This window comes from Nocardia sp. NPDC058497 (assembly GCF_042720195.1).
In the GTDB taxonomy this organism is placed as follows: domain Bacteria; phylum Actinomycetota; class Actinomycetes; order Mycobacteriales; family Mycobacteriaceae; genus Nocardia.
This window is the reverse complement of record NZ_JBHXMY010000628.1, coordinates 1-3,357: the sequence shown is the minus strand read 5'-3', so window position 1 is coordinate 3,357 and position 3,357 is coordinate 1. Positions and strand designations below refer to the sequence as shown.

The window sequence follows — 3,357 nt, the reverse complement described above, 5'->3', positions numbered from 1 at the left end:
ACCGACGACTGTGTGCAGATCGGTGTCCGGGCGCAATCTGGCAGCTTCAGCGGCTATCTCGTACGACACCGCGGAATCTCGGTCCCCGTGCACGATCAGCGCCCGCACCTTGCTGTTCGCGAAGTGATCCAGAGGTCGGTACCTGGCAAATTCATAGAACAACACACGACCAAGCTCGAAGATGCCGTCGACGACGAGGTAGCCGTTTGTCTCCAAGCGCTTCTGCTGGTCAGCGCTGAAATTCTCTTTGCCCCAGTCTAGTTCCGGCTCGAGGAACGTGTGGTTGAGATCAAGCACCGGGTTCCACAAGACCAATCTGTGGAGGCTGTCGGCCAGCCACGGGAGGGAGATAGCCGTGGCTACAGCACCGAAACTGGCTGCAACGATGGATAGCGGGCCGGGAAATTGCATACGGATTTCTTCCACGGCAGCCTGCAGATCCAAGCACTCTCCAGCCACTGTAACTCCACGCGGTGTTCCAGCGCTGTTCCCATGACCACGGAAGGAGAACCGCAGTACGTCGAACCCGGCAGCAACCAACTGCTCGGCCAGCCGGACGAACATCCCGCCGCCCTCGTCGAGGTCGACGGTAATGCCGTGTGCGAGCAACACGGCGCCCCGCGAGGTGCCTGCAGTCGAACGGTGCGCAACAGCCTCGAGCTCGATGCCGTCCGCTGACTGCACGGTGAAACGATCCACTGGGCGCTCCATTCATTCAGTCCGAGGCGTCGACCACAACGCATCCATCGTCTCGTGAGTCGTTGGCCGGCACAACTCGTCGTGTCGCGCGAACGCCATGTTGACGATCGTCCGTCGACCTCGCCGGATCGGGTGCACCCGGTGCAACGTTGTGTCAGTTCGCATGAGGTATACATCGCCTCCGCTCAGGTCCAGCCGATGCACACGGCGGCTCCGAAGAATCTCCTCGATACCCGGCCGTTGCTTGTCCCAGCTGGTGTCCGGGACGCTCTCGACGAACCCACCATCAACCGGATCGGGGACCTCGGCGACCCACACCAACGCGAAACCGTAATCGTCCCAGTGCCACCCGTGGGTGTCACCGGGTTGTTCCAGTCGGGTGATCACGAACCGCTCGGGGCCATATGGGCAGGGAAAGAGAGGCGTCCCTGCAATCGATGACAGCACACGTAGCAGCCAATTCGACCCGTACACCTGCGGAATCACGGCGCCTCGCTCGCCGATCAGGCTCTGAGCGACATTGGACATGCGACGCGGGCTGAACCCTGTCTCGGCGAACTCCAAATCTCGTCGAACCCCCAACACGTCTGCCAGATGAACCGCCTCGACTGCAACAGCATCCCGCAATTGCTTCGGGATAAGCCCCGACAGTACGGCGCAACCGTGCCGATCTAGCTCGCGTTGCGCGAGCCTAGCTTGTGACGGGGTCACCGGGTCCGCATAGCCTCGAGTTACAGCATCACCTGCAGTTCGGAGGCCCGCCGTTGTGTCCTTGATCAACTCCCCCATCCCCTCCCAGGATGCATAGGTTGCCTCAATCTCTCAGCACCACAAACGACCTCAACGCTGTGTCGCACGCTTCGCGTACCAGCTAGCTATCGTTTGCTTGCTTCTATGTAGTCCGCAAAAGAATCGGTAAGGCTAACTAGCGCGGCTTCCCCCTTGGCAGCCGTAGCGGCTGATGGAAGCCCGATGATCCCAGTGGTCGTGTATTCGGCCATACCGGTCAGAAGGAAGTGCCGACGATCTGATGCGAGGTGATCTGCGTCCCGGTAGGAGTCGCGAACCAGCTCCGGACGGGAGTGCAGAAGGATCGACGTTTCGAGCTCTCCACCGTGCATATCGTCGTGGATGTTGCTGATCATCCCGGCACGTGAACGAGCCGCTTCCCAGTCCGGCCTTCCTGGGTAGAGGACGACGTTGCGACCGTCGACGTTGGCTTGGGCGGCGATGTTGGACAGGACGTAGTTCCCGCCGTGCCCATTGACGATGACCAGCGTGGTGATTCCGCTTCTCGCGAGAGATGCGCGGATGTCGTCAATCAACGAGATCAGCGTGGACGCGCTGATGCTGACTGTGCCCGGGAAAGCCTCGTGTTCGTGGCTGGCCGACATAGTGATCGGTGGCAGCAGCAGGAGCTCGTAGCTGGTGGCAATCCGCTCGGCGATCAGGCACGCGATGGCTGTGTCCGTGATCAACGGCAGATGGTCGCCGTGCTGTTCGAAGCTGCCGACGGGGAGGACACCGACCGTTGCGCCGACGCGGGCGACATCAGTCGAGGTCGCGGTCGTAATCAACTCCACTCGAACTCCTCATCGGGGGTTGCCGGCGCGACTCGGGCTGTCGCGATGTGTGCGCGCAGCATATCGGCGAAGTCTTGAGTGTGGCCGCGGTGTCCGCGTTCTTCAAGAGCGATACCGACGCGCCGCAGCTGCTGAATGGTCCTGTGCGACCCGGTATCGGAGTGGATCTTCAGCGCATGCCGGGCGACGTCGAGCGCTTCGTCGGGCTGGCTGAGCCCGGCGTAGGCGGTGGCGAGACGAGCGAATCCCATCCCGAGGTCCCGGTCGCTGCCTGGCGCCCAGTCTGCCAGGCCCGTCTCGAGGGTGGTCAACGCCTTCTCCGGGCGCCCCAGCTGAACCCAGCAGTGTGCTGCTTCCATGGCGACGTACCCCGCTGAACAGTATTGCGCCAGATCGTTGGCATCGATGCTGTCCTCGGTGGCGAGGTCGGCGGCCTCTGCCAGCGCATCCACACAGGTTCGGCGATCGCCACGGTCGCCCGTAATCGAGGTACGTTGCGCATAGGCGTGGCCCTTCTGTCGCAGCAAGACCGACCGCTGTCGGGTGGTCAGCCCTGTGGCGTTGGCCAACGCTTCCTCCACCCGGTCAACTGCGACACCGGTGTTGCCGGCGTCACCGGCGATGTTGGACTTACGCATGAGCACGTAGGCGTGCAGCGAGGTATCACCGCACTCATCCGCCCGCGCAAGCGCCACATCAGACCACTTCATCGCCGCGCGCAAATTCCCGGCGTCTTGATGGATCCAGCCGAGGAACTCGGCAAACCGCCCTGACGCGTATAGCAGCTTTTCCCGGTCTCTGGCGTGGCCTTTCACCGCGGAATCGATAGCCGAAAGCTGGTTCTCGACGATGTCGAGTAGATCGTGGGGCCCGGCAAGCATGTCCAGGGTCGCGTAGTGGTTCAGTGTCGCAAGGAGCGTCTTCGCGAGCGGCGCCTCCATCGGCGCGCTCATCGCGGGAACGGTCTTGCCGCTGGGAAGGCGCACCGGAGCCACGCCAGACTTTGTACCCAGCTCTGTTGCCATTCCTGCCGACGGATCGGACCACAGAAGCTCTTCGGGAATCCCCAAGATGC

4 protein-coding genes are annotated in these 3,357 nt (G+C 62.4%); all 4 read right to left on the bottom strand.

Annotated features, from left to right (window positions below):
- Positions 1–699, bottom strand: a 699-nt coding sequence (locus tag ACFWPJ_RS28485; RefSeq protein ID WP_378855934.1) for an alpha/beta hydrolase, incomplete at its 3' end; no start/stop codon positions are given.
- Positions 700–711: 12 nt separating this feature from the next.
- Positions 712–1,227, bottom strand: a complete 516-nt coding sequence (locus ACFWPJ_RS28480; protein ID WP_378855932.1) for a hypothetical protein — start codon at positions 1,225–1,227, stop codon at positions 712–714.
- A 347-nt stretch (positions 1,228–1,574) separates the two neighbouring features.
- Positions 1,575–2,282 carry a creatininase family protein gene (locus ACFWPJ_RS28475; RefSeq protein WP_378855930.1) on the bottom strand — a complete coding sequence of 236 codons (708 nt, stop codon included), beginning with the start codon at positions 2,280–2,282 and terminating at the stop codon, positions 1,575–1,577.
- Positions 2,273–3,357, bottom strand: a 1,085-nt coding sequence (locus ACFWPJ_RS28470) for an XRE family transcriptional regulator (protein WP_378855928.1), incomplete at its 5' end; no start/stop codon positions are given. The genes ACFWPJ_RS28470 and ACFWPJ_RS28475, both read right to left, overlap by 10 nt.